Below are 25,246 nucleotides of genomic sequence, written 5' to 3'. Positions count from 1 at the left end.
AAGCAGGTAGAATGAACAAAAACAGAGAGGGCTCCAAGCTAATTGGAGCTCTTTTTGCCATGACAGCCCACAAGATAGTATGATTTCCATAAAAAATGGGAACGTTAGTTCTTATTGGTGGAACATATGTATGAAAAAGGAGGCGGAATCGGTGAGTTCTTTAACGACTGAAGGCATGATCGAGCTCGTAACTAATGTCGGATTCCCTGCTGCATTAAGTCTAATTCTGTTAAAATACATCCTCGTCACTTTGAGTCGCAGATTGGAGGAGCTGGACCGATCTGTTAAGCAACTGTCGCTATCCTTGGAAGAGATGGAGGCAAAGCAGTTGAAACAGTCAGAACAACCGTCCCCGGCAAATACGGACAAACTTCGTGCAGAATGAACAAAAAAAGGCAAAAAGAAACAATTTAGCAACCCAATCGAGAAGTGAAATTCTTATAATAGAGACGTGTGCAGTTTATGCAGACATATGATTATGGAGGTGTATATGAGTATGAAAATAAATACGAAGCTATCCGCATTGTGCATTGCGGCCACACTTATGAGCGTGGCACAGGCCGCCGCAGCCGCGCCCGCTGTGACCGCTCCAGCGGAAACGACGCAACCGAGCGTGGCCAGTCCGTCCGCATCCGCCCCGGCCCAGGTGCCAGCACCAGCAGCGTCTGCGTCGGTTACGACACCGGCTCCGGCACAAGCGCCGTCGGTTCCAGCTGTATCGGCTCCGCCCGCAGCCGCAGGTTCCGCCAAAGCCGCTACACCAGCAGCTCCGCCCGCAGCCGCAGGTTCCGCCAAAGCCGCTACACCAGCAGCTCCGTCTGCACCAGTACAGCGTCCATCTACATCGGTAGCACCAGCGGCTGCTCCGTCCGTACCGTCGACTGTGAAGCCGTCTAAGCCGCAACAGCCGTCCACTTCGGCGCCAGCAGCCGCGGCTTCCAGCGTGAAACCGACGCAGCTGGACAAGCTGAATCACGAGAGTGCGGTTCCGCTTGTGCTGGAGGCGCAGTCTCGCTATAAGTATGCGATCAATGGTGGCAGCCCGGTGGGTGAGTCGTTCCAGTTGAACGGTAAAAGCTACCGCTATCTGTCCGAGGATATCGGCACGAAGACCAAGCTGATCAGCTATCTGACGCAGGCCTACACAAAGCAGGCCAGTGAGCAATTTGTCGGTAAATTTTTCGTTGAAGTTAACGGCAGACTAGCTCAGTTGAACGCAGATGGTGGCAATTTGCTAGAGTTCAACCGGGCTACGGCGAAAATGGTGACCATGACTCCGGTGAAGCGCAGCTATCTGCTGACCGTGCCTTATCCGGCAGAAACCAAGCAGGCGAATGCGAAAATCACCGTGAATTTTGAAAAGGTCGGCAGCTACTGGAAAATCAGCTCCGCGCCGCATGTCATTTTCTAAATTAAGATTTTGCAACAAGCTTCATATAGGGTAAAGTGATGTTAAGGCTTGTTTCGTAAGCCCCAATTCAATGCAGGGGAGTGCTGTGCAATGATGACACCCATCAAGGTAAAAGACGTTAAGGATATTGAAAAAATCAATCAAATCGTTTCGAATTATACCTATGATATCTGGATTCATGGCAAAAGCGGCATGGCAGATGCCAAATCCATTTTAGGCATGTATGTGCTGAAGCTGGATGAACCGCTAACTCTGGTTGTACCTGACAATGTTAATCCCAAGAAGCTGTTCAAGGAGTTGGAGGAATTTATCCATTTTCCTGCTCAAGAAGGATAAGAGGCAAGAAAGCACCTGCTCTATTACTAAAATAACGCAAACAAGCCGTGGAACCTAAGTCCCACGGCTTCTTTTTTTAGTGTTCTTCCTCGTCTAAAAACGGGAGATTCACCGAATAGTACATAACCCCCATAAGCAGCACGCCGCCAACCAGATTTCCGAGCGTGACCGGAACGAGATTATGGATCACACCAGCGACAGAAACCGTACCCGGATGATCCAGCACGAGCGCAATGGCGAAAGTACACATATTAGCCACACTATGCTCATATCCCGAAATGAAAAAGCAGAACACAAACAGCATCATGGCAAACATCTTTGCGCCATTTTCCTTCATAAACATTGGAACAAAAAAGGCAAGACAGACCAGCCAATTACACAAAATAGCTCGGAAGAATAGCTGCATTGCAGGCGCTTCCATTTTATGCTCAACCACACTCAGTAGAAAGCTGTTCACGCTGGAGGAGTCAAACAGCCCGGTCAAGTAAATAAGGAGTGCAAATACCCCCGCACCCAGCAAATTACCGCCATAGCTGGCAGCCCATAATCGAAGCACCTGCCCCCAGCGCAGCTTTTTACGGAGCGCAGCATAAGTGTAATAGAAGGTGTTACCTGTAAACAAATCCCCGCCGCCGTATGCGATCAGAATGATGGCCGCTCCGAACGTGAGTGCCGCCATGGGATAAGTGAATGGAGAATGCTCCATGTAAAAAAAGTTGCCCGTCTTGAAGGCTACAATAACGCCGAACCCGATGAACATACTCGCCAGCATGGAACGTGCCAAATACCGGAGTAGGCTCTGCTTGTAAATTTTGTACTTCTTCATGGCTAGCTGTTCGACATTGCGTAAGCCTTCCGTCTCCATATTTAAGGACAACCTCCTATTTTCTCATATGTAAGTCTTTAAACAGACTTTATTTTTTCCAAAACATGTCCAGTCTATCAGCAATCCTGTTAGCTTAACAAACCAAGTTTTTGCAGTCCGTACAAAATACCGTCTTCATCTGCGCGTTTTGTGACCATTTTAGCTGCGGCTTTGGCTTCATCACAGCCGTTGCCCATCGCGACGCTGTTATGTATAGCTGTCAGCATCTCCACATCATTTAAGCCATCGCCAAAGGCGTATTGATTTTCATCGGCAATACCCAGTCTGGACGTAATTTCGCGGATGCCCTTCGCTTTGGAGCCAGAATGAGGAACAACGTCCACAGAACTCGGATGCCAGCGCACAAAGTCAAACGCTTTGAATACCGCTTCATAGAAAGGCTCTTCTTCTGCTGTACACATCAACAGCGTCTGATAAATATCTCTTCCCTGGAAATAGAGTGGATCGTATCCAACTGAAATCTTGGCCTTAAGCGTTTGGACCGATCTCTCCACAAGCTCATCGTTAGGGATATTGGCCTTCATATCCATATGATCCATATATACGAGAGCATGATTATGTGTGAGAGCCAGATCGGTCATCGCTTGCAACGCTTCTCTGTTCAGCGGATTGGTAGCGACCACTTCCCCGCGAAGCACGACATATTGCCCATTAAAGCTAACGTAGGAATCAATTTCTAACTGCTCGCGGATATCTTTGAACATAAAAGGCGCACGGCCTGTTGCGATGGCCACCTCATGTCCCAGATCTTTCAAAGCAAAGACGGCCTTTTCTGCCGTTAACGGCATTTTCTTGTCATCGTCCAGTAACGTACCGTCGATATCAAAAAAGATAATTTTTTTGTCTGACATGTCCATACACCTGACTTTCAATAATGTATTGTCGAAATGAACTCATATGGATTCATTATATCAAAGGAACTGCTTCTGAATACACAAATACGTATAAATCCTCATGAATGTCCGACCTCTATAGCTTACAATATGAAATAAGGATTACTGTAAAATATAATTTCTATCTCCTATTTTCTTAGATGGGATGTGATCACCATGACAAAAATCCAAGTCACACCGGAGCAGCTGGACAACGTGGCTTCCCAATTTGCCAATGCCCACGGCACACTGTATAACCAGTTAAACGGCCTGGATAGCACAATGAACCGCCTTCACAGCCAGTGGGATGGTATGGAGAGGAATCGTTTTTATAATGACTATCGTACGGCTAAATATACACTTTCTTCTGTATTAAATAAGGTTCAATCCATTGAAATTGAGCTGAAAAGCATCGCTTCGAAGTTTAGAAATGCGGATGGTGAAAGCACACGTGGCTTCTGGACAGCCCTAGCAGCGGCAATGAACGCTAGCGCAGCGCTGGCAGGCAGTGGAGAGGCTGGAGATCATGGTGGAGAAATTGCCAAGCAGCCAAAAAACATAGACGAATGGGATCAGGCAGACGCGGATAAATATCATCAATATGAGGAACTACTGAAAAACGCCGAGGCCATCGGCGACAAGCAGGTTATGCAGAAAATTCACGATCAGATGAATGTCCTGCAGCTGCAATATGAGGACTCAGTTACCCGTACAGATTACAATACAGGAGAGACCTCCAAGATCACATCCGATTCCCTTGTCGCCGTCACCGAACTGACAGGTAAAGACGGAAGCAAAACGGATATATCTATAGATAAAAAAGGGAATGTTGTGAGTTACGAGCAAAATACGGATAAATACGATTACTGGGTCCAAAAGCATACCCAATCCGCCGGAGAGCACGCTCTAGGTAAAACGGCCCAGACCGTCACCGGATATGGAATAGGTCTTATTTTGTCGCGCGGGGCTGGTGTCAGTGCAGCAGGTTCGGGCATCGGTTCTGGCGCAGCCTCCGGCTGGGGGGAACACGTCGTCGGCATTGGTGGCGGCATGCTCAGTGACAAAGTACTTTTCTCTGTACCCGATGAGGGCGAAACCCGTACCATGATCTACCGAACGAATAAAGAAACCGGACATATCGAGAACATGATCATCGTCACCAAAGGTGAGAATGAAATGGAGTATCGCTATTGGGAGGATTATAACTGAAGAAGTGTGTAATCCAAAGTTTGAAATTTATAGTTTGGGGTTTACGGATGCACCGTTCATTTCGTATTATGCGATTTGTACGGTGCTTTTTATGTTGGAAGGTTAAGCGTACCCTGTTATATTAGGGTTTAATGAATTTGAGTTTAGTTGATAGAACATCATCTAACTATCGTGCTATGTGATACAATGGTTGAAAAATGTAGCCATGAACGGGAGATTAAAGTGAACGAATCGGAGATACAGCGTTTGGAAGTGTTGTCATTCATAGAAGGGAACTATGTTAAAAAAGGAGAAGAACTGCAAAATGATCTTTTTACAGGTAACTCTTTTGATATAGAAGTTATGAAATATTCCACTAGGATTTATAAAAAAATAGGTAATATAAAAGGCTCTTGTCCACAAGAGAGTTTGATCCTATCGGGTGAAGATTCTCGTATGTTGCTAACGATTTTTCACAGTACTCTTGTGAAGAAGACGGAAAAACAGCTTTATAGCCTTGAGATGGACATAACTCAGGAGAGACTTAGCGATTGGGTTGAAAAAGGACTGATTTATCGGAAGACTGAATATTTAAAAGATGGCAAGACAATGAAGAGAATTTTTTATGTGATGGGATATTTACTTTACAGTATGCAGAGGAAAAATTATAGAGCGGAACAGGAGGAAATGCTTAAGCGATTGGCAGGCTGGATTAGTCAGACGGAAACACTGCTAAACCAGTTACCAGATGTTCGAAGTGCGGACAAATATCAGGATGTAGCGTTGAACAAGCTGTATACATATATAGAAAAATTACGCGCTGCCCTTACGGTCAGCTATAGAGAACAAGCTTTCCAGCCAGTTAGCGCTGCATTAGAAGTGCAATGGAGAGAAAGCCGCCTTAGCAAGTATATTCATTTTGTGCTGGCTGTTGCCACTGTGCGAATTGAGCATGAGCAATTTGACTGGAAGCAGATTGGAGCTGCTTATTATGGTCAAATCGGAGGCTCTAAAGCTTTTGATATGGAGAAAAAAGACTTCCTGGGCAAGTTGGAGGAAGACTTGGGGATGCCATTGCACTTTATTGGTTTAGTTAGTCTGGGAGCAGTCACGCCAATCCTGTTTGCTGGTGAACTGGCTGGAAGTTCAGGACTTTACTACCCGGCAGGTTTTATGCACGCCACAACAGATCTGACGGTGTTTGAAATGGAGTTTAGCACTCCATGTCGGGTCATCTGGCTTGTTGAAAACAGAGCGTTGCTCACTCGGCTGTGCGCAGATTCTCTTTTTCTTCGCTCCAGTGGAAGCCTCGTTATCGGACTGGATGGTCAGATCAGAAGTGGTCATCGCAAGTTGATTCAGGACGTTATGCGCAATTCACCGTCCGTTACTCAGGTACTTGTCTGGTGTGATACAGATCAGTCTGGTGGAGTGATAGCTGGTCATGTAAGGGAACTGTTACAGCCTTTTCAGCGACTAAAAGTAAAATGGCTACTTTCTGAGCCAATGAACAGGCGAGTGGGCGTTTATAGCGCGTGGGAGCAATATAAACAGGCTATACAACAGGTTCTGCTCGAGGGCAGGCTCATGGAACAGGAGGAATTCCTTGGAGGAGTAGAACTATGGAAAACATGGATCAACGGTTAGTTTCAATATTTGATGAGAATGCTGACACACCTCTTGTCAGGGAATCACTCCGGGATGTGATTAAGCTGTCGGGTGTGTTGAATGAGCTGCGGGAATATTTTGAGGAACCGCTAAAAGTGCTGCATATGCTCCAACTGCTTAATCTGATTCACGAGGAGGCCTTGGGCCTGGAACAACCGCTTGAAAATGCCAGTGCTCTTTATTATCGTTATCGCAACCGTTATGGGACAGAACCGCCTGTATCTGTAGACAGGTTGTTGAATGTACTGGAAAAATATAATTGGATTATGCGGGGAAAGCGCCGAATTTTAATGATGGATGTTGGTAAACGGTTGATGGATGTGCTTATCCGACTTGCCAACGATTCCCTTGCTTTTTACATGAGAGATGAAATTGCCAGATCGTTATTTCAGGCTGCACGTGATGCGGATCTGAGCGAAGCTTATGATGATAAGGGAATATCAGGCGGAAATCGATTAGCCAGTATGGTTCGGAATGTGGAAGAAGCCGTTGACAAGCTTCAGGAGCGTCAGCTTGAATTTTTGTCAGACAGACATGCTCTCCCGCAGGTGCAAATTATTGTGGAATTAATGGGACAATTGGACAAGCGCCTTAATGAACGAATGGATAAAATGAAGACATTTGAAGAAGGACTTAAATGGGATCGTTTATTCAAAAAAGGAACATTCGTTATGCTGCAAGGTACGCAAATCAGCTTGTCTACACTGCAAAAAATATTAAAATTTGCCCATATTCGAGAAACAGAAATTGGTGTACAAATTGATTCGATGGCTTTTAAGCAGTATGTGATAGACTCCTTTCATAAAAAACCGGATTCTACACAACCGAACGGCACGGAAATTTTGAGCTTTATGGAACAGGATCGGGATGAGGGGGAACGTCTGGACGGATTATGGATTCCTGTGAAGTTTGCTTCCCCTATACCGGAACGGCAGATCACATCTGCAATTGAATATTTGGAAAATTATAAGCCTTCTATAGACCCGATAGAGTCGGACATAATAGAGGAGTTTACGGATGCCAAAGAATGGACAGAGCATGAACTGAATGATCATATGGAGAATGCGGCTTGGCAGTTGACCAAGACAATGATCCGCACAGAGGATGTGGAGCGCGTTCTCTCCTTGCACAAGCAAATAGGGATTGAGCCCCTCATATTAGAGGCTGGATCAGAACAGTGGACAGATGCAATCAATGCACTGTTGGCGATATCGGCTGTCGTGTCCAATCGGCAAGCTGAAATATTTAGAGAATTTTCTGAGGCAGAAGAGCCGGATTTGGAAGAGTCGGTTAGAGAAAAGGAGTGGGAATGGATTGATGAATCAGACCGAAGATATGTTGTTCGAACAACCCGAAACGAGTGATGATAACTATGTTGATAATTATCAATCTTTATCCGCAATGGCGTCCTTGACGGCTGTGCTAAAACCGGAAGAAGAACACGCATTTATGCAAATTATATTTTCCTCTTCGGCTACGGTACGCAAAGACAATTTTGGTCTTTCAAGACGGGAAGTTATGCGTCTGCTTAAGCTTAAGCCAGAAGAAATAGAGGCTTTTCAACAATTTATCGTGCGTGTTAATCAATCGGTTGCCCGGTATTTTCAACTTGTGTACGATAAGCGGAAGGATCAGACCATTGTGCTCATGCGCGTTCCTGCACAGCAAGCAAAGGAAATGTTATCTGCTGAAAGCCTGTCACTACTCATGTTTATTTTTTATCATCAGGATGTTCTACAAAATGAATTTACCTTATTCAAACAATTGGTCGAAACGTTCGGTCATGAGACATTAGATATTCGTAGAAAAATGAAATCCAATCTTGAACCATTACTCAAAATCGGAGCTATTACACTTTTTAACAGTGATACGGATGAGGAAGCCTATGAGCTTACAGCCATCGGCAGCCGGATGTTTGGCAATGCTTACTTAAAGCGCTTTACAGAGTTTAGTCAATCTCAACAGTTGCATATGGATGAAGTGCTAAAATTTTTTAAAAGATATAATTTTGGGGGCGGAGAAGCACGATGATTCCTTGGGAAATAAGTATTTCCGGCATACGCGATTACCCGCCAACACGTTTGGATCTGAGCGGGGACATGGAGCATATTCTTATCACAGGACCCAATGGGTCAGGTAAGTCGACGTTGACATTTTGTATGGGTGCCGTACTTAACTCAGTTAAAGTAGAGTTGGAGGGTCTTCGTTCCAAAAATATAGAGCAGCATCAGGTTTGGAACGCTCAAATTCAGCTTATGTTCGCTAATATAAGTCCAAATCCGATTGATGCAGCTCCATATATCCAGTTCACATTACAAGTGGAACAAAAGCCATTCGAGCCGCTTAAACGACAATATTGGATTCGTGAAGGTGAACAGATTGGAGTATGGGACAAGGAGACTCGTTTTACCTCTGGAGACAGTGTGAACAATTTTAAAGAGTATCGTTTTCAATTGCAGCATAAATATGTAGTTGATCCCGATGCATTTTATCTGATCTGGTATCAACAGGACGTGAATCAATTTGCAACGATGAGACCGGAGGAACGGTTTCGCATCTTTGGTGAAATGACGCAAATTGACAAGATGCAGCGTACCTGGGAAGGAGCCAAGGAACAGCTGCTGGATGGAATGAAGACCCGTGAGGAAGCGGAACGTAATCAGATTCAACATAATTTTGAGTTGGAGAGATGGCAAAAGGAGCGGGATAAATTGTTGAACCGCAACCGGAGCAGGCTCGATAACTTACGGATTTTTGTGCGAACATCTACGAAGCTCCAGGACATGTATCAACATGAGCAGAAGTTACTAGAGGGCCAAATTGAGCAGTTGGAGTTTGATGAGGCAGAACATCTGGAGAAAAGGGTGATGTTGCTCGCGGATATAGAACGACTGCAGGAAACACAGACAGATCGTCAATTGCAAAAACAGGATATTGAATTAAGGTTGCAAACTGTAGAATTACAGCTCATAAAAGTAGAGACAGACACAAAAGAGCGAGATCAAGAACATAAAAAGCTTACCAATCTTTTGAAGGAACTGGCTGAAGAGATAAGGGGGATTAAGTATTCAGCGGAAGAAGTAAATATACTGTTAGCTGATGCTCAAAAGAGAATGAAAGAAACGGAAGAAAAGCGAAGCGTAGCAAATATAGAGGACCTTGAGCTACAGGCGAGTATAGACAAGTTGTTAAGAGAGATAGGAAGATTATCTGCTCTCACCGAGCAGGATCGGGAGGAAGAAAAACGATCGCGTGAAATACTGCAGAAATTTGGTGAAAGCTCTCATGTGCAAAGGCAAATTGAAGAGTTGGACGAAAGGCATTTGGTATTACAAGATGAGTCCAGGCAACTATCCCGAAAGCTGGAAAATCTGAAGCAAGAGGAATCTTCTTTAAACACAAATAAATTCATGTCTAAACGACAAGAAGAATCCGTTCGCATGTTCAGACAGCTTGGTATCCAAGTGTACACGATGCAGCAATTACTAGAAATGAATGAGCAGGCACCATTGGAACAGGAATTTCAATTGGAAGCGGTGAAGTACAGTATTTTTGTAGCCAGTAAATCCTTTACCCCACCTAATGATCTGATCCATGTTGAGCTACCTTTGGTTGTTCCTGAACGTTCCCTAAAGCGTCTGGAGAAGTTTCATATTCAGGTTAAGGAAGGTCTGAATGATGAGATGTACGCAGCTGCGCAACGAGCGATGTGGTGGTTGTATGAGCTGGAGCAAGGAGTACACTGGACCCGAATAGAGAATGGAATACTGCGTGAGCCATATGTACGGAGAGGTCCGCAGGAAGAAAAGCAGTCGCTGCTTCATACGAAAGGCGTTCTCATTCGCAAACGTAAGGTTCAAGAAGAAATCAGAGCAGCACAGCAGGATTATGATAGCTGTATTACCGCTTGGGATAAGGTTCAGGAACGGTTAGGGGTGTTTCGTTCTGTTCAACTGCAAGTACAGCAGGCTGAAACCTTTTTAGCTGACAGTGCTGACCGGGAGCTGCGAATGAAGCAGTTGGAACAATCCAACGAGGAGAGCGCAGTGGCGCAAGAGCGCCGGACTGTAGTGGAAGCGGAGATCAAGTGTCTGAATGAAACTTTTGCCAAACTGTATCAGGATTGTGAGCGACTTCAAGAATATGCAGACGTGTATGAACGATATGAGCATGAACGGGAACAGATTGAGCGTCTTCAACAGTTAGATAAAGAATTAGAAGAACTGCGGGGTCAGAAAGAAGAGTTAATATTGACAGATAAGGACTTGAACAAACGTCTGCAAGATCTTGATACCCAGATTGAGAGCACTAAACGCAGATTACGGGATAAGAAGAGTCAAATGCTAGATACAGAAGGAACCATTGAACAGATTAATCGGCAAAAGGAAAAAAGCATTGAAAAACGTGATGTTTTCCAGAGACAGCAGGCTGAAATCAAATTGGATTTAGGAGAGTGGCATGAAAAGCTGGATTTTTTATGGAATGAAATAGAGGAAGAAAAAATAGAAACGGAAGATATGATATTGAGAACAGAGCCCGCATTGCAAGCTGAGCTTGAGCAAGCTCGTACTCGACTCCAGCTTGCTTGTGATGAGAGGGTTAATGAATTTTCCATTGAAAATTATGAAAGCATCCGAGAAGCATTTGAAAGAGGCGCTCAGGATGTGCAAAATGCAAGGTTGCTTATGGAACAACTGGAGGAGCAGCTTAAGGAGTTGGAGGATAAGCTATTTAATACTGTTAAAAACGAGGTGCATCGCGTCAATCAGAAATTCATTAATTATATGGATTTATTCGGTTTTGATGGAGAAGTTACATGGCACCATCAAGAGGGCAAACATGGGGAGCTTAAGTATTTTTTAAACGTAAGAGCTAGGAAGCAGGGACATCGGGGTCCTTTGGAGGAGGTTAGCCTCAAGGGACGAGGAAATAAAGTAGGTAAAGGTGTGTCTGGCGGAGAAGAATCACTTAGTTCACTGTTGTTTGCTCTGGCTTTGTTAAAAACCATAGAAACCAATCCAGGCTATATTATTTTGGATGAATTTGACAGTGCCCTGGATGAGAGCCGCAAGGCAAAGGTGTTTGAATTGTATGAGCAGGAACTGACACGCAAAATGATTATCCTTTCACCAAAATCGCAAAATGCTGATTACTTGCAGCATTTTGATAAGTCATTCGTTGTATACCATGACTCCTCCGTTCCCAAGAGCGAGGTAATTCGTATTAAGAAAAGTATGTGATTGGTGACCGTGTCTCTTATAAATAACAAATAGGGCGGCTGCGGATTATGGTAAAAGGCGCAAGGATTCCGTTGAATTGGAAGGCTGTGCCTTTTCGTTTTTAAATTAAATTTACTATTTTGTATTATTCCCGGAAAAATACTCGTAATTTGATAGAATAATATCTTTTTCCTCTCAAACTGTCAATCCATCTAGAAGAATAGGGTTGTATTCAGCTACAGACTTGCAATTGGGGTACCAAATGATGGATGATGGAAGAGAGGGTTTTATGTAGAAAATAGGGCTAAAGATAGAGAGGATACCAATAATAAATAGATCGGATTTACCGTATTTTTGTATATTATTGTAGAAAAAGATCGTAATTCAGGTTATAGTAAAGGAAGAAATTAACTAGAATGCCTTTACCCAAATACGTAATTGTGGAGGGAAACATGAGTACATTTAAAAATTGGTTGAATACAACTAAAAAGGGACTTGGAGACCAAGTTAAGAAGTTTAAGAATAAAGATTTTATGGAAGCTGTTGTTGCAGGCTGTGCATTAGTAGCATTTGCTGACGGTACGATTAGTCCGGAAGAGAAAACAAAAATGGCCGGATACATAAATATCAGTGAAGAATTGAAAGTGTTTGATATGGGTGAGGTCATTAACCGTTTCAATCACTATGTAGCGAACTTTGAATTTTCACCTCAAATCGGTAAACAGGAAGCACTGAAGGCGATTGGTAAATTGAATGGCAAGCCTGAAGTAGGCCGACTCGTCGTTGGCGTATGTAGCGCTATTGGCGCAGCTGATGGTGACTTTGATGCCAATGAGCAGCGAATTGTGGCTGAGATTTGCGGCGCGCTTGGTTTGAATCCGTCTGAATTTAGTCTGTAAATTTTACGGAAGGGAGGTGTGTTAATCAGTGGCTGTAATTAATCTGGTCAAGGGCCAGAAAATTGATTTGACCAAGGGAAACACAGGACTAACCAAGGTTATAGCAGGATTGGGATGGGACCCTGTACAGTCCAAAGGATTTTTTGGCTTCAAGAAGCAACCCAATATTGATTGTGACGCTTCTGCCATTTTGCTGGACGCCAACGGAAAACTGACTCAGTCAGATAACGTAGTGTGTTTCCACAATAAAAAAAGTCCATGCGGCTCTGTCGTGCATTCCGGTGATAATCTGACCGGACAAGGCGACGGTGATGATGAACAAATTGCGATTGACCTGGCACGTATTCCTGCCAATGTCGACAAAGTGCTTGTTGTTGTGAATATATATGATTGCGTAAACCGGAAACAGGATTTCGGCATGATCGAAAAGGCGTATATCCGCATTCTGGATGGTGCTAATTCCAAGGAACTGGTGACGTTTAATTTATCTGATAATTATGAGGGGCTGACCGCACTGGTCTGTGGAGAACTCTATCGTCATAACAACGAATGGAAGTTTGCTGCAATCGGTGAAGGAACCCATGCCGTACATATTGATGTACTGGCTCAGCGTTATATGTAATTTTAGTTGCTCATACAAAACTTAATGTGAAAAGGGGTTCTTACTCATGGCAATTAACTTATCCAAAGGTCAAAAAATTGATTTGACGAAAACAAATCCAGGTTTGTCCAAAATCACAGTTGGTCTCGGTTGGGACACAAACAAATATGATGGTGGTAAAGATTTTGACCTGGACGTATCCGTATTTTTGGCTAATGCGGAAGGTAAAGTAGAATCCGATAAGAACTTTGTCTTTTTTAATAACCCACAAAATGAGAACGGTTCTGTCGTTCATACAGGGGATAACCGCACAGGTGATGGCGACGGAGATGACGAGCAAATTAAAATTGATTTGGGTAGCGTGCCAGCTAACGTTGAAAAGATCGCTTTTACGATTACAATCTATGAAGCACAAGAACGCAGCCAAAACTTTGGACAAGTGTCCCGTGCTTACGCTCGTATCGTAAACGAAGCAAACAATGAAGAATTGGTCCGCTTTGATCTGGGAGAAGATTTCTCAATCGAAACAGGCGTTGTTGTAGGCGAACTGTATCGTCATAGCGGTGAGTGGAAGTTCAATGCCATTGGTAGCGGCTACCAAGATGGTCTTGCAGGATTGACGCGCGATTACGGTTTGGCATAAAAAAATCTATACAACGAAAGCAGGTATGCGGAATGACCATTAGCCTTTCCAAAGGACAACGTATTGATCTGACCAAAACGAATCCTGGCTTGACTCGTGTTGTTGTAGGTCTTGGATGGGATACGAATAAATATAGTGGTGGCGCGGACTTTGACCTGGATGCTTCGGCTTTCCTACTTTATGAAGACGGTAAAGCCAAAGCTGCGGATGATTTTGTATTTTACAACAATCCAACAGGCGGAGCAGGATCGGTTACTCATACGGGCGATAACCGCACAGGCGAGGGCGATGGGGATGATGAGCAAATCATCGTTGATTTCTCGAAGATTCCTGCGAACATCCACCGTATCGGGATCACGGTTACCATTTATGATTACGAGGCACGCGCGCAAAACTTTGGGCAAGTATCCAATGCTTTTGTACGTGTGGTAGATGCGGCAACGGATCGTGAAGTGCTGCGCTACGATTTGGGAGAAGATTTCTCCACCGAAACGGCCGTCGTATTCTGTGAATTTTACCGTCAGAATGCGGACTGGAAATTCCAGGCTATCGGTAGTGGCTTTGCTGGTGGATTGGGTGCGCTTGCTAAAAACTATGGCTTGGACGCTCAATAATATCCACTTGGGGTGGTGTCCATAGGGCGCTACCCTTTCTTTTTAAGCTATTACATTAGCGTACGCTGACACATGACAAACGGACAGAAAGGTGACACAATCATGGCTGTTATCGTAGTAAAGGGACAGAAGGCCGATTTGACGAAAACAAATCCTGGCCTGACCCATGTCAACGTAGGGATTGGCTGGGAGTCCCTAGCGTCTTTGGAGCTGGATACTTCGGCATTTTTGCTGGGTCCTGGAGGAAAAGTATCGGGCGATGAGGACTTAATTTTTTATAACAATCCGACCACGCCCTTTATCACCTATTCAGACGGACAACAGTCCGGTGACAAAAAGCAATTTGCCCTTGATCTGACGCGAATTCCTGCAAACATCGAGAAGATTGCGTTTACGCTGACGATTTATGATGCGGATCAGAAACAGCAAAATTTTGGACAGGTTCAAGGTGGGTTCATTCGTTTTGCTCATCCGGTTAGCGGAGAGGTTTTGCGGTTTAATTTGGACAGTGGATTTACAGTGGAAACGGCGATTGTCATTGGTGAGCTGTACCGCCATAACGGGGAATGGAAATTCAATGCGATTGGCGCAGGCTTTTCCGGTGGATTGGATGCGTTGTGCGTTAATTTTGGGATTGAAGTGGAAAATAATCCGGCTCCTCCCACGCCAGTGCCTACACCTCCGTCTCCAGCACCAACGCCGCCACCAGTACCACCTGCTCCGAAGCCAGAGCCATCTGCAACACCGGTGAATCTGAATCTGCGGAAAATTGAGCTGAAGAAGAAGGGCGACACTATCAACCTGAAAAAAGGCTCAGGCGGATTGGGTGAAATCCTGATCAATCTAAACTGGAATCAGGTGCAGCAAAGCAAGGGCTTTTTCAATCGCGGTTCCAAGGGTGTCGATCTGGATCTGGGCTGCTTGTATGAGATGAAGAACGGAGATAAAGGCGTTGTGCAGGCGCTCGGGGAAGTTTTCGGTTCTCTAAATCGCTTCCCCTACATTGCTCTGGATGGCGACGACCGTACAGGCTCTGTGAAAACAGGGGAAAATCTTCGCATTAATGGTGCTAAAATTTCTGAAATTAAGCGAATTTTGGTGTTTACCTTCATCTATGAAGGAGTCACGAACTGGTCACAAGCGGACGGGGTAGTCACGCTGTACCAGAAGGATGGGCCGGACATTATCGTTCACATGAATGAACATGACAATCGCAAAGGGATGTGTGCGATTGCCATGATTCAAAATGTAAACGATGAAACGTTCAGCATTGAAAGACTCGTGCAGTTCTATGGCGGTCATCGTGAGTTGGATCGGGCATATAACTGGGGCATGCGCTGGTCGCAGGGTAGCAAATAAATTGAATTATCGGAGGCACTCTTTTCATGTTGAATGATTTGTTTAAAAATATCAGCGAAAACTACGGCCATTTCTTTTCATGGAGTGATGTTGTAGCTACGCTTACTGATCCAGTGAGTTGGGGGATTATAGGAACTCTCATTTTGCTGGAAGGACTTTTATCGGCGGATAACGCCTTGGTTCTCGCAGTTATGGTTAAACACTTACCTAAGGAACAACAGAAGAGAGCCTTATTTTACGGGATTTTGGGTGCGTATATATTCAGGTTCCTGGCTATTGGCTTGGGTACATTCCTGATTAAGTTCACCCTGATTAAGGTACTGGGTGCGGCTTATTTGCTCTATATCGCTTATAAGGGCTTATTCAAGTCCGAAGGTGATGGAGAAGTGAAAAACAAACCTACTTCTTTTTGGAAAACCGTATTAATGGTTGAACTGATGGATATTGCCTTCAGTATTGACAGCGTCATTGCCGCTTTCGGTGTGAGCGAGAAAGTATGGGTTCTGTTCCTGGGTGGTATTCTCGGCGTTCTGATGATGCGTGGTGTTGCTCAAGTGTTCCTCAAGCTCATTGATAAATTTCCGGAACTGGAACAGACAGCCTTTATTATGATCGCCATTATCGGGGGTAAAATGCTGGCTGCTGCTTTTGGCTTTCATATGTCGCAGGTTTTATTCTTCGGCATTTTGATTGCTGTCTTTGTAGGCACAATGGTTATCAGCTCGGCGAAAAGAAAGAAAAAGGCCGACAAAGAGGCTTAATGTACAAAGTATAGCGAAATCCCTCCTGAAACTAAGGGGGGATTTCTTTTATACCCGAAGCACAGGGCTTCAGTCAGGCAAGAAAGAGCAAGAGGAGGGGAAGGGCCCTGAAATATTTTAATGATTTAACCTCTGAGGAAGTAGAAGCGATCTTTTATACTCCACCGTTGGAGTTTCATAACCGTTCTCCCAAAAGTATATTGGCTTATGCGATAGGAGCGGCTTTGTACATGCCAGCGACCCGCTCGGAAGTAGCAGAAGAGATCAAAAATGGAAAACATGAAGGACTAACTACGGTCATTCTGGATCTGGAGGATGCTATAGGGGATCAGCAGGTCGGACAGGCAGAACAATCGCTGGCACAGCAGCTGCTTCAACTATTGTCTTATGTACGGACGGGGATGATGAGTGAACAGCAATTACCTTTGTTATTTGTGCGTGTGCGCTCTGTGGAGCAGTTGGAACGACTACTGAACGGTTTGGGTGAATCTTTGTCGCTGCTCACGGGCTTTGTCTTACCCAAGTTCTCTTCGGATAATGGAAGGGCGTATTTTGCACTCATTGCTGAATATAACCGGAATATGCATACAGGGGCAGGAAACGCAAGCAACATGCCTGTGCTGTACGGATTACCGATTCTTGAAAGCTCCAAAATCATTTATCGGGAAACCCGCTGGAATGAGCTGCTGTCGATTAAAGAAATTTTGGACGAGTACCAGGAATATGTGCTTAATGTACGAATTGGGGCAACCGATTTCTCCAGTCTATATGGCTTGAGACGCAGCCCGGATATTACGATTTATGAAATTGCCGTCATTCGGGATTGCATCGCAGATATTATTAACTTGTTTGGACGCGTGGGCTCAAATTATGTCATTTCCGGTCCTGTATGGGAATATTTCTCTCACCGAGAACGTGTCTTTAAACCTCAATTAAGAGTGTCTCCTTTCGAAGATGCACTTGGAAAGCCGGGACGACACTTGCGGATGGACTTCATCTCAGATGCCGTAGACGGACTGATCCGAGAAGTCATGATGGACAAAGAGAATGGGATTATTGGCAAAACGATTATTCATCCCTCCCATATTAAACCGGTACAGGCCATGTATGCGGTGACACATGAAGAGTATATGGATGCACTTGAAATTGTTGAGCGTAACGACGGTAGTCTGGGTGTATTCAAAAGTACCTATGCCAACAAAATGAATGAAATTAAGCCGCATTTGAATTGGGCTCATCGTATTATCAATAGATCAAAAGTATACGGGGTGTTACATGAACAACAACATTTTGTCAGTCTCTTACCCAACCACGAAAACACATGTGCTGCCAATTCTGGAGCAGTTCAGCGTTAAAATTACGGAGACACATAATCCATTCCGCCTTCCTGTGGACAAGCTGTTTGCGATGGCGGCACGGGTCAATAAAAAGCGTTCGTTTTTATTTGTCAGCAAGGTGCTGGGCAAGCATATTCCGGTAAACCCATTCACCTCTCTGCTCAGTGGTGCGGCGCTGGCGATTCTACTATATAAGGAGCTTGTCCCACAAGCGGGACAACAGATGGATGAACTGATAGGAGAGGCCGTGAGAGGACTTCTTGACCCGGACTATGCGAAAGAGGCCTACCGAAAGTTGATGGATGAACGTTTAGCTTTTGCTTTTACAGAGCCGATCAAGTTTGTTGGTTTTGCCGAGACGGCTACAGCACTGGGACACAGCATGTATCGGTTGTTTGACGACGGAGCCTCGTATATTCATACGACGCGCGAGGATATCCCGGGCCTTCGGCCTATTATTCGGTTTGAAGAAGAGCATTCGCACGCTGTTGATCATCGTTGCTATGCACTGGATGAAGATGCCTTTGCAGGAGATGGCCCGATTGTGCTGGTAGATGATGAAATTACGACGGGAAAAACAACGCTTAATATCATACGGGATATTCAGGAGCATTTTCCGCGTAAACAGTATGTGATTGCTTCGTTATTGGATTGGCGGACAGACAGCGACGAGCAGGCTTTCACCGACCTGGAGGCAGAGCTAGGCATTACGATTACGCCTTTAAGCTTGCTCAAAGGAAAGATTGAGGTACAGGGTGTACCGATCCTAGATCACGCAGCATATGCCGGACAGGCTGGGCACTCAGAACATGCAGCCACTAGCATGGCAGAGGTTAATAAAGACGATTCTGGAATAATTGACCACCGTTTTGAAAAGGATACTTCCGGTTTTGAGCGGATAGTACACAGTTCCATGTCAACAGACGGGTATGCCAATACAGCTCCTTATCTAAAATATACAGGCCGTTTTGGTCTACAATCCGCTGACAATTCAGCCTTGGATGCAGAAATCACGCGTACAGCTGAACGACTGAACCAACTTCGTTCTGGGCAACGCACGCTGGTTATGGGCACGGGGGAATTCATGTACATTCCAATGCGGATTGCAGCAGAGTTAGGCCCGGATGTGTATTTTCAATCGACGACACGCAGTCCAGTGTATCCCCACCGAGAAGAAGGGTATGGCGTCGCTTGTGGTGTGACATACCCATCACCTGAGGATAGTACGGTACGCAATTTTATTTATAATGTAGACCCCGGTCAGTATGACGAAATATTCGTTTTGATGGAAAGGGAGTCAGACCCAGGGCGGATGAAACCCATGCAGGAAGCTTTGACCCGTCTGGGCTGCGATAAAGTGCATGTCGTTTATTTTAACGGTTTAGCTAGACAGGAGAGTAAAGGAGCGCGGATATGAAGCAAGCACTTATGGAGCAAATACAGCAGAAGAACATTCATCCGCCCGAACCGCTGGGCAGTTATCCTGCCTCGGATGTCACTTTTTTATTGAAGGATTTGAGCCGGGTTACGTTGGAAAAAGGGACGGAGGATCGTGAAGAGGCGATTCAGTCGGGAGTCCATTATTCAGAAATGCTGCCAGTAGAATACGAGCCGACAGCAGAGTATATTGCATTGTTTCACGAAACGCTTGCCCAATCTGCCAAAAAGGTTGCATTAGCGGCAGCTTCTGTGGCTGAGATGATTGTGAGAAAAAGAGGCCTGAACACGGCGATTGTTTCTCTTGCCAGAGCAGGGACGCCCATTGGTATCCTGATCAAGCGTTACATTGACTGGAAGTATGGCGTATCTTTGCCGCATTACAGTATTTCTATTATTCGTGGCAAAGGCATTGACCGGAATGCGATTTTATACATATTACAGCAGCATGGGCTGGGGATTGAACTTCAGTTTGTTGATGGCTGGACGGGGAAAGGGGCGATTCGCCAGGTATTGATTGAGGCCTGTCGTGAGATGAACACGGATTACGGGTTGCGTCTAAATGATGATCTGGCGGTGCTGGCCGATCCGGGCAGATGTTCGGAAACCTTTGGTACACGAGAAGATTATTTGATTCCAAGTGCTTGTCTGAATTCGACTGTATCCGGTTTGATGAGTCGGACGGTATTACGCGACGATCTCATAGGCCCGGACGATTTCCATGGGGCCAAATTTTATGAATCTTGGCGGTCAGTGGATCAGTCCAATACGTTTGTGGATACGATATCCGGGTACTTTCAAGACGTGGCTGAAACGGCCATTGCATATGCAGAACAAATGACATTGAACCCGTCTGCGGTGACATGGCAAGGCTTACGGGATATAGAGGCGATTCAGCAGGCATTTGGTATTCGGGATATCAATCTGGTCAAGCCCGGAGTGGGGGAGACGACTCGTGTACTGCTGCGCAGGGTGCCGTGGAAAATTCTGATTGACCGCGAAGATAATCCGAATCTTCAGCATATTATGCTGCTGGCCAAGGACCGTGGAGTGCCTGTAGAGGTATTTGAAGGATTGACTTATTCCTGCTGCGGAATTATCAAGCCGCTCAAGGGGGGACAAGAATGATCTACGCAAGTGATCTCGATCAGACACTGATTTACTCCAAACGTTCGCTTGGCGTACCGCTGGAGTCCCCTGGTCTGTTGCCTGCGGAACAGATAGACGGGGCAACGTGGGCTTTTATTTCTGAACAAGCCCTGCAATTGTTAAAGACACTGCCTGAAGATGTGATGTTTATGCCCGTGACGACTCGGACGATAGAACAGTATAGACGAATCACTGTGTTTCAGACGGAGTTGGTTCCCACATATGCCGTGACGAGTAATGGTGGAAACATTATCGTTGGAGGCGAGGTGGATCGAGAGTGGAATCGGCGTATTCATGAACAAGTACGCCGTGATGGTGCTCATGCGGAAGAAGCACGTCAGGTGTTCGGACAGGTGCTGCATGAAGACTGGGTGGTAAACGAGCGCTTTTGCGATGAGTTATTCTATGCTTTCATGATTGAACGGGATCGTATGCCACTGGAACAGGTGCTGGAGAAGGCGCGAATCATGCATGAAATGGGCTGGGAGGTATCCATTCAAGGTCGTAAGGTGTATTTGGTACCTGCGGCCGTGAATAAACAAGCAGCCGTGGAGCACATCCGCAATCTCACGAATGGAGGGGCAGTGGTTGCGTCCGGTGACTCTTTGCTAGACCGTTGTCTGCTGGACTATGCCGATTATGCGATTGCTCCGCGTCATGGTGAATTGTATCGGGAACAGCTACGGGATAAGCTGGAGGTCAATTACCGTTTTACAGAAGTGTCGGGGGTTTATGCAGCGGACGAAATCATGGCGTATGTTCATGCAATACACCGGAGTGTATTCGCAGCTCAAACTTCATTTTCAGAATAGATAGGGGACGTGGCTCTGTGAAGAAGGTTAAGGTGTATTTTAACCGCTGGTTTTCAGTGGCGTATCATTATATGAATGCTATTCGTAACAATGAGGACGGTATTCCGTTCGAGATCTATGCGACGCACTCAGATCCGCAGCACATGGCGCTACAGGCCAGTGATATAGCTGAAGTAGAGCCTCGCACCAGTGGTGTGGAGTACGCACGGTTTTGCGCTGATTTTTGCAGGCGGCACGGAATTGATGTCTTTATCCCACGGTGGAATATGCTCGATATTAGCAAGCATCTTTATTTATTTGATGATATTGGGACAAAAGTGATGGTATGCCAAGATACCGAACTGCTGGAGCAACTGATGGAAAAGGATCTGTTTTATGAATCCATTCGTCAAAAGGACATTGTCACGATTCCCGACTATGCCATTGCCAGCAATGCCGAGCAGTTTAAACAGGCTTATGAGTCGTTAATAGCACTTGGGCATAAGGTATGCTTCAAGCCATGTAATGCAGAAGGCGGGATGGGCTTTCGTATCATTAACAATGAACGTAATCCGCTGGAGGAGCTGTTCGGCCATGCGCTGAATCATATTTCGTTCGAGGAGGCACATCGCGTATTGTCATCCACAGAATCATTTCCCAATCTGATGGTGATGGAGCTGCTGGAGGGATACGAATACAGTATTGACTGCCTGGCCGACCGGAACGGAAAGCTGCTAGCGGCAGTTCCGCGTAGGAAGGCAGGAGGACGATTACGGCTGCTGGAGCAGCATCCCGAGCTGTTGGAGGTGGCACAGAAGGTCGCTGAGGCGTATCACATTCCGTACAATTATAACATTCAGGTAAAATATAACGGCGAGCATGCCAAGCTGCTAGAGATCAATCCGCGGATGTCCGGAGGACTTCATGTATCATGTTTGTCGGGTATCAATTTTCCTTATCTAGCGGTGAAGTCGGCTTTGGGTCATGAGATCGGTTCACTTCATCCGCAATACGACATTTTAGCCAGTCATATCGAGCAGCCAATCACCATACGTAAATCCGTACATTGACACACACAAATATTGTTTTCTACAATATGGTAAGGGTTTACGTCAGGAGGTACAAGCTATGACGTCAAAAATGTGGGGTGCCACGATTGCTGTGGTTAGCTACCTGATTGCGCTTTTACTAAGTTTTTGGTTGCCACTGTTTGTGTGTTTGGCGATTCCGATCATTGGTTTGGGAGGATACAGCGCCATCATGGCTGTTCGCCATCCTCGCCCCAATCTGACCGGTTCCGTGATTCCGGTGGTGCAGGAGCAGGTCGGTGAGACACAGCAGCATGAAAAGGAAGCTGCCGTTCGACCGGAGGCTATAACAGGACAAGTACGTCAACCAGTTCAGGTGAGTAGTGAATTTGCTCAGGTGATGGAGTATTTGGAGGTACTGGAGGATATGGTGATCTCCGAGGGACAGAAGGATGCGCTTGATAACGAGATTGTCGAGAAGGCGCTGGCTCTATTTGCACGTTTGCAGCGGGTCATTCCGCTTTTGCATGAACTGAACAACAGTGAAGTGAATCATACGGTTCGGAGATTGATTTTGAAGGATTTGAACGGACTGATTAATCCGTTTCTTCGGCTCAGCGGCGATGCGAAGCGGACCAACCGGAGGACGTTATTAAACGGATTACGGGATGTGGACAGCAAAATATCGGTAATTGTGTCCACGGTGGAGCATAAGGATCTGCTGGAATTACAGAGCAAAGCGGAGCTTATTCACCAGCGATATAGCAGTTCCGAATTGTAGGCGATTTTTTGAGAAAATAAAAAAGTAGCAGAATAGCTGCTCTGAATAACAACGATTAGATTTGGGTAACAGTTGTTTTCAGAATAGGAGGTAGCGTATGGCGACCCCATGGGCTGAATTGAAAAAAGAAGATGAACAAAAGGTGACTGAGGAGGCTTCACAGCTGATTCAGAAGGTATCACAAAGCGATGTCATGAGCCTGGATACCTTAATGGATGATATCGGTAAGCTGGGGGTTAAAACGCAGGAACGTGCGGGGCAGACTCTAAAAATGCTGGATCGTCCGGTAAACGACCTCATGTCCGGTGATCGGGCTGAGGTATCCAATATGATCTTAAAGCTGCGTGATGAATGCGAAACGCTCCAGCAGAGCAAAAATGTGAGCTTTTTTGGCAAGCTTCTGCGTAAAAGCCCGTTAAAAAACTACATTTACAAGTATCAGTCGGTGAAGACGAACATCGAGAAAATCATTACTGCCTTGAGAGATGGTAAAGATAATCTGGAAGAAAACATTGTCAGCATGAGACAGTTGAAGAAGGCTTCCATTGAAGAAATCTACAATTTACAGACGAAGATTGCCTTTGGTAATCGCTTGAAAGAACTGTTTGAGACCGAGATTGCCAAGTCGGAAAACGAAAACCGTAAGCCTCATCTGGAGCGGGGATTACGCAAGGTGGTTACTCGTACGCAGTCAATGACAGAAATGATTTTGTTATACAATCAGGCGATTGCAGCAACGGATATTATTAATGATAACAATGATAAACTGATTGATTCTGTAAATAATGCGATTGATAAAACATCGAATCTGATCACTGTATCGGCTATGATCGCGATGGCGCTGGCGGATCAAGATAAAATCATTTCAGCCGTCGATGCGACCAACCGTACGATTGAAGATCAATTCAAGGAAAATGCGAAGCTTCTCAAAACGACGACCGAGAGAACGACAGATTTGCTTAGTAAGCCTTCAATGTCACTGGAGGCTGTGAATCAGGCGATTGGTGATTTGGTATCTGCTTTGGATCTGTCTGAAAAATCAAACCGTCGGATTATTGAAAGCTGCCACGATTATACAAGTAAAATGACAGCAATCAATGCCAACCTTAGCCAACGTCTGGGGATCGAAGGGAAAGAACCATCCAAACCGCTGAAGGATAGCAATTCCTCTGAGGGTTTAAGCTCGTTTTTGAACTGATGACAATGTAGAATAATAGACCCAATCTATGAAAAAGACGCCAGGATGACTCCGAAAGGCGTCTTTTTTTGGTTTGGCAGCAGCTAATAAAGGACATGATGAACATACATAGCATTCTCGTGCATAAACTCTTAAAAAGCGAATGACAAAAGGAGAGAGCGAGCGTATGATGTCCTTTATTTTCGGGTGTGTGATTGTCTATTTACTTGTGGCTGCCAGTAGCGAAAAAGCAGATTCAATTGTGGAGTTAAATGATTCTGTGAAATAAATTTTTTTATTGAAAATCATGCATTTTCTGATAGGATAGAGTTAAATATTGGAATCCCAAAGGAGAATGCATGCTGGAATTTTCATTTGAAATCATCGACGAATCGAAAATCAACATTGTATATCAGTATGGAAGCAGTAGCTTCAATTTTAATTTGTTTTTTAACTACGGTGTGTGGACGCTGCATCCTTTTGACGGGATTCTGCTGCAGAACAAGGAAATGTGCCGTTTGATCGTTACGGATCTGTTTAAGAACAAAGATTTTCATGTCATGCTGGCGCGTGAAAATATTTTATTGTCAACCTTGCGTACCTCTATTGATCTCAATCCTGAAACTCGGGGAGATCGATATCAGGAACAGGAATTTGATGAGCTGTCTGATTTTGCTGAGACACACAGCTTTGAAGAGGTACTGCAAATCGAGCAGGATTCCGTTCGCGAGCGTATAGATTTCTTCCAAAACATCATTCAAAAAATGTATATGGAAGGATTCGGCCCGGAAGACAATGATTTTAACAAGGTGCAAGCTATTCTTCGCATTTATAAGGCTGCACATGACCAACTCGGAGAATTGAGCGACTTTCCCCTGAGAGGCGACGAACGACGCAGATGGTAGACTTATTGAAACAAAAAAAGAGAGAGTCCCCGAATTAACTCCGCGGTACTCTCTCTTTTTTGTATTGTCTAGGGGTTAGGCCAAGTTAAATCACTTGGCCCACTAATCTTTTCACTCCTGCACACCTCTAAAACGTATAGAAGCTCTACGGCGGTTGCCAGCGGAGCGGGCAGAATTGTTCTGA

The 25,246-nt window shown here is 45.1% G+C and carries 24 protein-coding genes; 22 read left to right on the top strand and 2 right to left on the bottom strand.

Annotation, left to right across the window (positions count from 1 at the left end; translation table 11 throughout):
* Window positions 1-151 precede the first annotated feature (151 nt).
* The 3 genes from G9G54_RS20510 to G9G54_RS20500 all read left to right on the top strand — a co-directional run bounded on the left by G9G54_RS20510 (window position 152) and on the right by G9G54_RS20500 (window position 1,747).
* Window positions 152-385, top strand: a complete 234-nt coding sequence (locus G9G54_RS20510) for a hypothetical protein (RefSeq protein ID WP_023987187.1) — start codon at window positions 152-154, stop codon at window positions 383-385.
* Window positions 386-496: 111 nt separating this feature from the next.
* Window positions 497-1,411, top strand: coding sequence for a DL-endopeptidase inhibitor IseA family protein (locus G9G54_RS20505; protein WP_165179515.1), 915 nt, complete (start codon window positions 497-499; stop codon window positions 1,409-1,411).
* Window positions 1,412-1,501: 90 nt separating this feature from the next.
* Window positions 1,502-1,747 (top strand): HPr family phosphocarrier protein, encoded by a 246-nt coding sequence (locus G9G54_RS20500; RefSeq protein WP_023987189.1) that lies wholly within the window; start codon window positions 1,502-1,504, stop codon window positions 1,745-1,747.
* A 76-nt stretch (window positions 1,748-1,823) separates the two neighbouring features.
* On the opposite strand, the gene G9G54_RS20495 is transcribed toward G9G54_RS20500, so the two are convergent.
* Window positions 1,824-2,612, bottom strand: coding sequence for a formate/nitrite transporter family protein (locus G9G54_RS20495; protein ID WP_039272492.1), 789 nt, complete (start codon window positions 2,610-2,612; stop codon window positions 1,824-1,826).
* Window positions 2,613-2,701: 89 nt separating this feature from the next.
* Complete coding sequence (locus tag G9G54_RS20490; RefSeq protein ID WP_165179406.1) at window positions 2,702-3,484, bottom strand: Cof-type HAD-IIB family hydrolase; 783 nt, start codon at window positions 3,482-3,484, stop codon at window positions 2,702-2,704.
* Window positions 3,485-3,682: 198 nt separating this feature from the next.
* Here G9G54_RS20490 and G9G54_RS20485 point away from each other — a divergent pair, with 198 nt between their 5' ends.
* The 19 genes from G9G54_RS20485 to G9G54_RS20395 all read left to right on the top strand — a co-directional run bounded on the left by G9G54_RS20485 (window position 3,683) and on the right by G9G54_RS20395 (window position 25,062).
* Window positions 3,683-4,714, top strand: a complete 1,032-nt coding sequence (locus tag G9G54_RS20485) for a WXG100 family type VII secretion target (RefSeq protein WP_165179405.1) — start codon at window positions 3,683-3,685, stop codon at window positions 4,712-4,714.
* A gap of 501 nt (window positions 4,715-5,215) precedes the next feature.
* The gene (locus G9G54_RS20480; protein ID WP_238808291.1) at window positions 5,216-6,340 is read left to right on the top strand and encodes a Toprim sub domain-containing protein; all 1,125 of its coding nucleotides are present in this window, start codon (window positions 5,216-5,218) and stop codon (window positions 6,338-6,340) included.
* On the top strand, window positions 6,325-7,725 hold the full coding sequence (locus G9G54_RS20475) for a hypothetical protein (protein WP_238808289.1): 1,401 nt from the start codon (window positions 6,325-6,327) through the stop codon (window positions 7,723-7,725). The genes G9G54_RS20480 and G9G54_RS20475 overlap by 16 nt, the downstream gene beginning before the upstream one ends.
* The gene (locus G9G54_RS20470) at window positions 7,679-8,392 is read left to right on the top strand and encodes a hypothetical protein (RefSeq protein ID WP_165179402.1); all 714 of its coding nucleotides are present in this window, start codon (window positions 7,679-7,681) and stop codon (window positions 8,390-8,392) included. The genes G9G54_RS20475 and G9G54_RS20470 overlap by 47 nt, the downstream gene beginning before the upstream one ends.
* Window positions 8,389-11,601, top strand: a complete 3,213-nt coding sequence (locus G9G54_RS20465; RefSeq protein WP_165179401.1) for a chromosome segregation protein SMC — start codon at window positions 8,389-8,391, stop codon at window positions 11,599-11,601. Before G9G54_RS20470 ends, G9G54_RS20465 begins: the two co-directional genes overlap by 4 nt.
* A 431-nt stretch (window positions 11,602-12,032) precedes the next feature.
* Complete coding sequence (locus G9G54_RS20460) at window positions 12,033-12,479, top strand: tellurite resistance TerB family protein (protein WP_013308968.1); 447 nt, start codon at window positions 12,033-12,035, stop codon at window positions 12,477-12,479.
* Between the two features lie 28 nt (window positions 12,480-12,507).
* Window positions 12,508-13,101 (top strand): TerD family protein, encoded by a 594-nt coding sequence (locus tag G9G54_RS20455; RefSeq protein ID WP_013308969.1) that lies wholly within the window; start codon window positions 12,508-12,510, stop codon window positions 13,099-13,101.
* A gap of 46 nt (window positions 13,102-13,147) precedes the next feature.
* On the top strand, window positions 13,148-13,723 hold the full coding sequence (locus tag G9G54_RS20450; RefSeq protein ID WP_013308970.1) for a TerD family protein: 576 nt from the start codon (window positions 13,148-13,150) through the stop codon (window positions 13,721-13,723).
* A gap of 32 nt (window positions 13,724-13,755) precedes the next feature.
* On the top strand, window positions 13,756-14,337 hold the full coding sequence (locus G9G54_RS20445; protein ID WP_023987194.1) for a TerD family protein: 582 nt from the start codon (window positions 13,756-13,758) through the stop codon (window positions 14,335-14,337).
* A 102-nt stretch (window positions 14,338-14,439) separates the two neighbouring features.
* Window positions 14,440-15,696: a TerD family protein gene (locus G9G54_RS20440; RefSeq protein ID WP_165179400.1), complete on the top strand. Its 1,257-nt coding sequence runs from the start codon at window positions 14,440-14,442 to the stop codon at window positions 15,694-15,696.
* 26 nt (window positions 15,697-15,722) lie between these two features.
* Window positions 15,723-16,457, top strand: coding sequence for a TerC family protein (locus G9G54_RS20435; RefSeq protein ID WP_023987196.1), 735 nt, complete (start codon window positions 15,723-15,725; stop codon window positions 16,455-16,457).
* 167 nt (window positions 16,458-16,624) lie between these two features.
* On the top strand, window positions 16,625-17,812 hold the full coding sequence (locus G9G54_RS20430) for an HpcH/HpaI aldolase/citrate lyase family protein (RefSeq protein ID WP_165179399.1): 1,188 nt from the start codon (window positions 16,625-16,627) through the stop codon (window positions 17,810-17,812).
* Window positions 17,813-17,864: 52 nt separating this feature from the next.
* Entirely contained in the window at window positions 17,865-19,211 is a 1,347-nt protein-coding gene (locus G9G54_RS20425; protein ID WP_165179514.1) for a phosphoribosyltransferase family protein, read from the top strand.
* Window positions 19,208-20,359, top strand: a complete 1,152-nt coding sequence (locus G9G54_RS20420) for a cysteine protease StiP family protein (RefSeq protein ID WP_165179398.1) — start codon at window positions 19,208-19,210, stop codon at window positions 20,357-20,359. Before G9G54_RS20425 ends, G9G54_RS20420 begins: the two co-directional genes overlap by 4 nt.
* The gene (locus G9G54_RS20415; RefSeq protein ID WP_165179397.1) at window positions 20,356-21,192 is read left to right on the top strand and encodes an HAD family hydrolase; all 837 of its coding nucleotides are present in this window, start codon (window positions 20,356-20,358) and stop codon (window positions 21,190-21,192) included. The genes G9G54_RS20420 and G9G54_RS20415 overlap by 4 nt, the downstream gene beginning before the upstream one ends.
* A gap of 17 nt (window positions 21,193-21,209) precedes the next feature.
* Window positions 21,210-22,241, top strand: coding sequence for an ATP-grasp domain-containing protein (locus G9G54_RS20410; RefSeq protein WP_134903222.1), 1,032 nt, complete (start codon window positions 21,210-21,212; stop codon window positions 22,239-22,241).
* Between the two features lie 58 nt (window positions 22,242-22,299).
* Window positions 22,300-22,980, top strand: a complete 681-nt coding sequence (locus G9G54_RS20405; protein WP_165179396.1) for a hypothetical protein — start codon at window positions 22,300-22,302, stop codon at window positions 22,978-22,980.
* A 97-nt stretch (window positions 22,981-23,077) separates the two neighbouring features.
* Window positions 23,078-24,178, top strand: a complete 1,101-nt coding sequence (locus G9G54_RS20400) for a toxic anion resistance protein (RefSeq protein WP_165179395.1) — start codon at window positions 23,078-23,080, stop codon at window positions 24,176-24,178.
* A gap of 338 nt (window positions 24,179-24,516) precedes the next feature.
* Entirely contained in the window at window positions 24,517-25,062 is a 546-nt protein-coding gene (locus tag G9G54_RS20395; RefSeq protein WP_061831749.1) for a hypothetical protein, read from the top strand.
* Window positions 25,063-25,246 lie beyond the last annotated feature (184 nt).

Source organism: Paenibacillus sp. EKM212P (genome assembly GCF_011066115.1).
Taxonomy (GTDB): Bacteria; Bacillota; Bacilli; order Paenibacillales; family Paenibacillaceae; genus Paenibacillus; species Paenibacillus polymyxa_B.
This window is presented reverse-complemented; position numbering and strand designations above follow the sequence as displayed.

Coding starts and splice junctions, on each gene's coding strand:
- G9G54_RS20505 (WP_165179515.1), top strand. CDS start 497: ATGAAAATAAATACGAAGCTATCCGCATTGTGCATTGCGGCCACACTT.
- G9G54_RS20500 (WP_023987189.1), top strand. CDS start 1,502: ATGATGACACCCATCAAGGTAAAAGACGTTAAGGATATTGAAAAAATC.
- G9G54_RS20495 (WP_039272492.1), bottom strand. CDS start 2,612: ATGGAGACGGAAGGCTTACGCAATGTCGAACAGCTAGCCATGAAGAAG.
- G9G54_RS20490 (WP_165179406.1), bottom strand. CDS start 3,484: ATGTCAGACAAAAAAATTATCTTTTTTGATATCGACGGTACGTTACTG.
- G9G54_RS20485 (WP_165179405.1), top strand. CDS start 3,683: ATGACAAAAATCCAAGTCACACCGGAGCAGCTGGACAACGTGGCTTCC.
- G9G54_RS20480 (WP_238808291.1), top strand. CDS start 5,216: ATGGACATAACTCAGGAGAGACTTAGCGATTGGGTTGAAAAAGGACTG.
- G9G54_RS20475 (WP_238808289.1), top strand. CDS start 6,325: ATGGATCAACGGTTAGTTTCAATATTTGATGAGAATGCTGACACACCT.
- G9G54_RS20470 (WP_165179402.1), top strand. CDS start 7,679: ATGAATCAGACCGAAGATATGTTGTTCGAACAACCCGAAACGAGTGAT.
- G9G54_RS20465 (WP_165179401.1), top strand. CDS start 8,389: ATGATTCCTTGGGAAATAAGTATTTCCGGCATACGCGATTACCCGCCA.
- G9G54_RS20460 (WP_013308968.1), top strand. CDS start 12,033: ATGAGTACATTTAAAAATTGGTTGAATACAACTAAAAAGGGACTTGGA.
- G9G54_RS20450 (WP_013308970.1), top strand. CDS start 13,148: ATGGCAATTAACTTATCCAAAGGTCAAAAAATTGATTTGACGAAAACA.
- G9G54_RS20445 (WP_023987194.1), top strand. CDS start 13,756: ATGACCATTAGCCTTTCCAAAGGACAACGTATTGATCTGACCAAAACG.
- G9G54_RS20440 (WP_165179400.1), top strand. CDS start 14,440: ATGGCTGTTATCGTAGTAAAGGGACAGAAGGCCGATTTGACGAAAACA.
- G9G54_RS20435 (WP_023987196.1), top strand. CDS start 15,723: ATGTTGAATGATTTGTTTAAAAATATCAGCGAAAACTACGGCCATTTC.
- G9G54_RS20425 (WP_165179514.1), top strand. CDS start 17,865: ATGGCGGCACGGGTCAATAAAAAGCGTTCGTTTTTATTTGTCAGCAAG.
- G9G54_RS20420 (WP_165179398.1), top strand. CDS start 19,208: ATGAAGCAAGCACTTATGGAGCAAATACAGCAGAAGAACATTCATCCG.
- G9G54_RS20415 (WP_165179397.1), top strand. CDS start 20,356: ATGATCTACGCAAGTGATCTCGATCAGACACTGATTTACTCCAAACGT.
- G9G54_RS20405 (WP_165179396.1), top strand. CDS start 22,300: ATGACGTCAAAAATGTGGGGTGCCACGATTGCTGTGGTTAGCTACCTG.
- G9G54_RS20400 (WP_165179395.1), top strand. CDS start 23,078: ATGGCGACCCCATGGGCTGAATTGAAAAAAGAAGATGAACAAAAGGTG.
- G9G54_RS20395 (WP_061831749.1), top strand. CDS start 24,517: ATGCTGGAATTTTCATTTGAAATCATCGACGAATCGAAAATCAACATT.